6 protein-coding genes and 1 pseudogene are annotated in these 6,320 nt (G+C 61.4%); 3 read left to right on the top strand and 4 right to left on the bottom strand.

Annotated features, from left to right (window positions below; genetic code table 11):
* The 4 genes and pseudogenes from HP499_RS19330 to HP499_RS19315 all read right to left on the bottom strand — a co-directional run.
* Positions 1 to 240, bottom strand: a pseudogene (locus tag HP499_RS19330) (esterase); the annotation flags it as partial.
* Positions 241 to 259: 19 nt separating this feature from the next.
* A complete protein-coding gene (locus HP499_RS19325; protein ID WP_172325780.1) occupies positions 260 to 2,758 on the bottom strand; it encodes a bifunctional lysylphosphatidylglycerol flippase/synthetase MprF in 2,499 nt (832 codons plus the stop codon).
* A gap of 124 nt (positions 2,759 to 2,882) precedes the next feature.
* A complete protein-coding gene (locus HP499_RS19320; protein WP_172325779.1) occupies positions 2,883 to 3,062 on the bottom strand; it encodes a glycine zipper domain-containing protein in 180 nt (59 codons plus the stop codon).
* 23 nt (positions 3,063 to 3,085) lie between these two features.
* Positions 3,086 to 4,315: a multidrug effflux MFS transporter gene (locus HP499_RS19315; RefSeq protein WP_172325778.1), complete on the bottom strand. Its 1,230-nt coding sequence runs from the start codon at positions 4,313 to 4,315 to the stop codon at positions 3,086 to 3,088.
* A gap of 174 nt (positions 4,316 to 4,489) precedes the next feature.
* On the opposite strand from HP499_RS19315, the gene HP499_RS19310 reads away from it, so the two are divergent.
* The 3 genes from HP499_RS19310 to HP499_RS19300 form a co-directional block, all read left to right on the top strand.
* Positions 4,490 to 5,338 carry a phage holin family protein gene (locus HP499_RS19310; protein WP_172325777.1) on the top strand — a complete coding sequence of 283 codons (849 nt, stop codon included), beginning with the start codon at positions 4,490 to 4,492 and terminating at the stop codon, positions 5,336 to 5,338.
* Between the two features lie 48 nt (positions 5,339 to 5,386).
* Complete coding sequence (locus HP499_RS19305; RefSeq protein ID WP_172325776.1) at positions 5,387 to 6,010, top strand: CDP-alcohol phosphatidyltransferase family protein; 624 nt, start codon at positions 5,387 to 5,389, stop codon at positions 6,008 to 6,010.
* Positions 6,010 to 6,320 (top strand): DMT family transporter (locus tag HP499_RS19300; protein WP_305849749.1); only part of this gene is annotated, 311 nt, incomplete at its 3' end. The genes HP499_RS19305 and HP499_RS19300, both read left to right, overlap by 1 nt.

Genomic DNA, 6,320 nt, shown 5'->3' with positions numbered 1-6,320 from the left:
GGAGATGGCCCAGAACCATACCCGTGGAGTCAAGCCCACGTGGAAGACGTCCAAGACGTCCTCAATGATCCACACCGTCAACCATCCCAGCAATGCAGCGGACACAATGGCAATGATCGCGGTCAGCGCCCAACGGGCCGAGGGCCTGAGGAACAGCACCAGGAAGAACACGACGCCGATCGCCCCGGCAATGGTCATGACCACCGGTCCGCTGATTTCAAGCTTCAGAAGATCGTCCATGGCTAGCAGCTCTTGGCCCTCATGCTGCGGGCTCCCTGGCTACCATCTGGCGCAGGAGGCCTGTACTTTGCGCGGGGGAGAGGCCCGGAAGATAGGCCGAACCTACCGCGATGCCGATGGAAGGCAGGGCCAAGGGGTCCTGGTAGTACATGTATAAGGTCCGGTGTTCCGGCTGGAAGCGCGACTTGAAGGCGGCCAGGGACTTGAATCCATACATGGGCTCCAGGGCATTGCCGAGCAGTGCCAGGACCCTGTCCAGGGCAGAACGGTCACCCTCGGCGGCATCGGCCCCGGCGTTGGCGAGCGGCGAACCGGACAAGGAAATTTGGGGGACTTCTTCTTTGAAATGGGTCACGGCGGAGGCGATCAGGAACTCCATGACGCCTTTGAAGCCAGTGGTACGGCGCCGCATGAAGTCCAGTGTCCAGCCGGCGATGACTCCGTTGCGGAACACCGGCAACCAACTGGTCACTCCGTGGACCAGGCCCTCGTCATCCACTGCCACGCAGCACAGGACTTCAGGATCCTTGAGTTCTTCCAAACCCCCCAAGGTAAAGCCCATCTCAGGGAGGGCCTTGTCCGCCACCCATTCCTCGGAGATCTCAGCAAGTTGCGCCCTGATGCCCGGTGGCATCCCTTGATATGGGTACCAATGGTCCTTGATGGACAGCTTCTCTGCGCGGTTCAGTGCGGTGCGTACGTTTTGCCATTCCTTGCCCTTGAAGGTCATGGCCTGGACGTTGAGAAGGGTCTCTTCCGCGACTTCCAGCTTGCGGAATCCCCGGGGGAGGAGCGGACCGTCCAAGGCTGCGGTGGCTGAATAGAAACATGGAGTAAGCCCCAAGCCGGTGCAGTGCTGCAGGAATCCCGTGGCTGCATCCGGGTGGTGTTCCTCGGCGCCGAACGGGCCAGCGACGGTTAGCGCCACACCGTTGTGGACTTGGTAGGCAACCCCGGCTTTCCTGTCCGCGGTGAACCAGTACTGATTGTTGTCCCATAAGGCGATCCAGGACAGCGTGCCGCCGCCGTCATGGAGCAGTTCGCGGGTGTGGCCCAGGTCTGCTGCCGGATCGCTGGCAAGCTGCCTGAACCGCCGGAAGTTGTTCAGGACCAGCACCAGGATGCACAGCCAGATGATGTCCCCGCCGAGCCCATACACCACGGTGCTGAGCAGGCCTTGCGGGAGGGCCACCACAAAGGGAACAGGGAAAGGAACCAGGATATGTGTCAGTTGGCCGGCGAGGTCCCACAGCGTGGAGCGGCCCGGATTTCCTTCCACGAACCAAAACACGACGTAAAGGACGATTGCGGCCACAGCGAGGATCAGTGAGGTCCTGCCCAGGAGGCGGTAGCCGGCGTCGCTGGACTCAACCTGGAACTTGTGGCGGTTGGCCAACAGCAACGCCACGATGATCACAGGGGCGAGGAATGCCGGAACGGCGTAGAGCAGGAGATAACCGAAATCGTCATCTCCCAGGCTCACGTCGGGGTCGGTGACGTATTGGATGATTGACAGGACTGTCACTGCTGCAAGGTAGGCCTGGATCACCAGTGTCAGTCGGTACGCCAGCCGGCGGCCGCGACGCAGTCCCTCTGCGCAGACCAGCAGCAAAAGGACCGGTACCAGGGTCAGGATTGCTGCCCCGAAGCTCTGCACGCCCACGATGCCCTGCAAGGTGACGCAGTTGGTGTCGTTATTGCAGGCTTCTTTGACTTCATCGGCGTCGGGACTGGCTTGCAGCATGACTTCCGAGACCACGGACAGGGGACCTATTTCCCATGTGCCGGTGAGTTGCGTGAGCAAAGGCCCCACCGCGAAGACACCCACCACGGTACCCACCAGGAACCGCGTTTCACGGAGGCTTGAGGAGTGGAGCGAACCCGCCCGGCGGCGCAGCACCATTGACTGGATACCCCAACCCGCCAGGATTCCGATCACCGCTCCGGCCAATGCCTGCAGGGTCTGGGCAACGCCCACAAAAAGGGCGAACATCAACGTGGCGGCCAGTAACCACGTCCTCAGGCGACGACGCCAGAGCGCCTCAAGTGCCGCCGTCGTGCATCCCAGTGCTGCAGCAGCACCGCCATAGGCGCCTACGACGTATTCGCCACCGAGGAAACTGAGCCATTGATCGCTGGCGTCGGTTCCGAACGTCACCAGTGCCTCAAGGACCAAGGCGCTCATGGCAGAGCCTGCAAGGAAGGCAGCCAAGGCGGGCCAAGGCCCCATGATGCGCTCGGCAATTCCCACGCCTACCAGGATCGCGGCGGTGCATGCCAGGTAGTCCAGCAAGGAAGAGGCGAAGAACGCAGAGGTGACAATGGACCACCACGGTCCCGGATCCACGGCCAGTCCCAAGCCCACCTGGTCCAGCAGGTCTTCAGTGGGACCGTTAAGCAGGCTCCCGGTCAAGGCACCTAAAATCCACAGCAATGCCGCCAGGCCCAAGGTCAGGGGCAGCCGGCGCACTGTCGCCAAGCCGCGGACACCGCCCCTTAATGCCATAGCCGTGCTCATGTGATGTCCCCTTCACCGGTCCGGCACCGGTAACCCCGGCTGGCCCCCATTCTGCCTTGCGGGGCGCCGTAAAGGGAGAGGCAGGGAGGTCCCGACGGCGGCGGGTCGGGTTGGAGCGGTGCGCTTAGTCCCGTTTCCAGGGGCCGGGATTGACCCTGTACAGCACCGCTGCGCCGACGACGGCACCCAGAATCGCACCAAACAGGGCACTTCCTGCCGCGCGGCCTATGAGGGCGCCGGCCATGGCACCCAGCAGGGCGCCGAGGAAGAGTCCCCGGCCGTTACGGTGCGGTTTCTTGGTCATGGTCTCAGCCTACGGGTGCGTGCCTAATGGATGGAGGGCACGGTACGCGGCCGGACCACCAACCAGAGGGCAAGGATCGCCCCTGCTATGCAGACAGCCATGACCGAGCCCATGGGAACTGCGGAACCAACACCCAACCAGCCCACCACAGGCGGAACGATTCCGGCCATCATGAACTGGGACGCCCCCAGGAGGGACGCTGCGGTGCCGGCCTGGGCACCGTGGTTGGCCAGTGAGAGGACCTGGACGCAGGGGAACATGAACCCGGTGGCGCAGATATAGAACCACAGCGGAATGAGGATGCCCAATAGCCCGACGTGCAGGAGGTCAAGCACCACGATCAGGAGGGCAGTGAAGAGCATGAACAGCGTTGCTCCGGCAACGATCCACTGTGGTGCCACCCGCCGGATCAGGCGCGAACTGATCTGGACGCCTGCGACGATTCCTAGCGAGTTGATACCGAACAGGATTCCGTATTCCTGCGGTGAGAAGCCGTAAATGTCCTGGAACAGGAAGGTCGAGGCGGACAGATAGGCGAACAAGCCACCGAAATTCAGGCTTCCCACCATCACCATGCCCACGAAGATCCGGTCCGTCAGCACCGATTTGTAGCGCTGTCCTACCGTGATGGTGGACTTTCCACGTTGATCAGCGGGCAGCGTCTCCTTGATGAAGAAGATGGAAGCAATGATCACCAACAAGCCGTAGGCGGCCAGGAAGTAGAAAATACCGGGCCACGGAAAGGCCAGGAGCAGCTGGGATCCGATCACAGGGGCAAGGATCGGGGCCAAACCGTTGACCAATGACATCCGCGAAAACATGCGGACCATGGAATAGCCGTGGAAGAGGTCCCGGACCATTGCCATGGCCACCACGCCACCACCGGCCGCGCCGATTCCCATAAGGACGCGGAACAGGGAAAGCATCCCGATGTCTGTTGCCAGCGCGGCACCGAAGGACGAGCCGATGTGGACGGCGGTGGCGAGGATCAGAGGAAGGCGACGCCCCACCTTGTCGCTGAACGGACCCACCACCAACTGGCCGAGCCCGAAGCCTACGGTGGTCCCTGTCAAAGTGAGCTGGATAGCTGCAGCAGAGACGTCGAAGCTTTCCTCCAGCGCCGGGAATGCCGGGAGATAGAGGTCGATCGTAAAGGGACCCAGCGCAGTCAGCGCACCCAGCAAGAGAATATAGACAAGTTTTTCGCGTCGGCTCAGGGAATCGCCCGGAGCAATGGGAGAGGTCACGATCATCTATCCTATGGCCCGGATCATATTTATTCAGCGTATGACGGGCGCGCCGCAGTGTGGTCCCGAAAGTTCAGCAGGAACCTGAATGATAGCTTTGAGGACAGGTGTCCGCGGTGAAAGATTTCCCTCCGCGGTCGCCCCATACGATGCCCAGAGGAAAGCAGTTAGGCGGAACCCATGAGTGGACGTCACACCGGCCGGACCAGTCAAGGACCAGCCATTCGTACTTTGCCGAAGACCCTCAAGCTCGTTGCACGGTTGGCGCCGCGGCAAATCAACGACGAAATCGCCTTGGCCAAGGTCGAACTCAAGCGCAAGGCCACCCAGGTGGGCATTGCCGGTGCCTTCTTTGGCGTGGCCCTTGTCTTCCTTTCGCTTTTGGTGATCGCCCTTGTGGTTGCCGCCATTTTGGGCCTGGCAACCATCATGCCGGGCTGGCTCGCGGCGCTGATTGTTGCCGCGTTCTTCCTGATCATCGTGGCCATTGCCTCCCTGATTGGAATCGCCAAATTCAAGAAGGCCATGCCCTTGGTACCCGAGGACACCATTCGGGGCATCAAGCACGATCTTGGAATTGCCAAGGAAGGTTCTGACTTCGACGAATCCATCCTGGATCCCAATTCGCCCGCAGCCAAGGCCGCCAAGGCTGAAAAGGAAGCAGCTGCCCGGAAGGCCAAGGCCGAGAAGGCTGAGAAGGAAGCTGCCAAGGAAGCCGACGCTGTCAAGGCGCCCACTGAAGCTGAGCTTCGCTCCCGCCTGAAGAGGCGTCGTGAGCACCTGACCGGCGTCCGCGATGAGCTCGGCGAGCAGTTGGACGTCAAGAAACAGGGCCAGGCGTTGCTGGAGAGTGCCAACGGAAAATTCACTGAGGGCAAGGAGTTCGCTGCGGCAAAGTTTGCCGCCCTCGAAGATTCCGTCCCCGAAGGCCTTACTGAGCGGCTTGCCGCCAGATGGAAGGATCTCGCCGCGTTTGCCACTGCTGCGGTGGTCTTTGTGGTTGCCCTGCGGAAGCTGCTGAAAAAGTAGGCAGATTTTCCGGGCGCCACACACTGACATTGAGGAAGGGGGACATAGGTGAGATTGATCGGTGCTGGTTCACATCCTGATCGGCCGCAGGTTGACCATGACCTCATCTTCACTGTCCCCAACATCCTCACGGTCCTCCGCTTCATGGGGGTCCCGTTGTTCGTGTGGCTCGTTTTGTCCGAGCAGGAGTACGGATTCGCGGTGCTGGTGCTCGTCATCATGGGAAGCACCGACTGGGTGGATGGCTACATTGCCCGGCGCTTCGACCAGACCTCCAAGCTGGGACGCATCCTTGATCCCATGGCTGACCGCGCCGCGCTCCTGGCCGTAGCGTTCACGTTGGCGATCGCCGGCGTCGTGCAGTGGTGGTATCTGGCCGCGCTGTTGGTGCCCGACGCCATCCTGGCCATCGCTTCACTGATCTACTTCCGAAGCCACCCGGACCTCCCGGTGAGCATCATTGGGAAAATCCGTACGGCACTGTTGCTGCTCGGCACTCCTCTGCTGGTCCTCTCCAAATTGCCCATTCCGTTCACTGAGGTCTACTTCGTAGCGGCCTGGACATTCCTGGGGCTCGGGCTTCTGGGACACTGGATTGCGGCCTACAACTATTTCTGGGCCATATTGCGTAAGGGTAAAGAACTGAAAAACGACGACGGCGGACGCGGCTGATGGTCTGGCTGGCGGTTTTTCTGGCGGTACTTGGTGCCTTCTTCCTGGCGATCGGCGCCCAACGGCAGGGCAGCGCAGTCAAGGCCGATACCGGTGGCCTGGCGCTGAGCTCCAACGGTTTCCTCCGGCTCCTGCGCAATCCCCGCTGGATGCTTGGGCTGTTGTTCCTTGCGCTCGGCATGGTGATGAATGCCATCGCCCTGGTCTCTGCTCCGCTGACGGTGGTGCAACCCATCGGCGCCATTGCCTTGGTGATCACCACGGTGGTCAATGCCAAGGACCAGGGACTGAGCATCAACCGTGCAACCGT

Origin of the sequence: Paenarthrobacter sp. CM16, assembly GCF_013179505.1 — a bacterium.
Lineage (GTDB): Bacteria > Actinomycetota > Actinomycetes > Actinomycetales > Micrococcaceae > Arthrobacter.
This window is presented reverse-complemented; position numbering and strand designations above follow the sequence as displayed.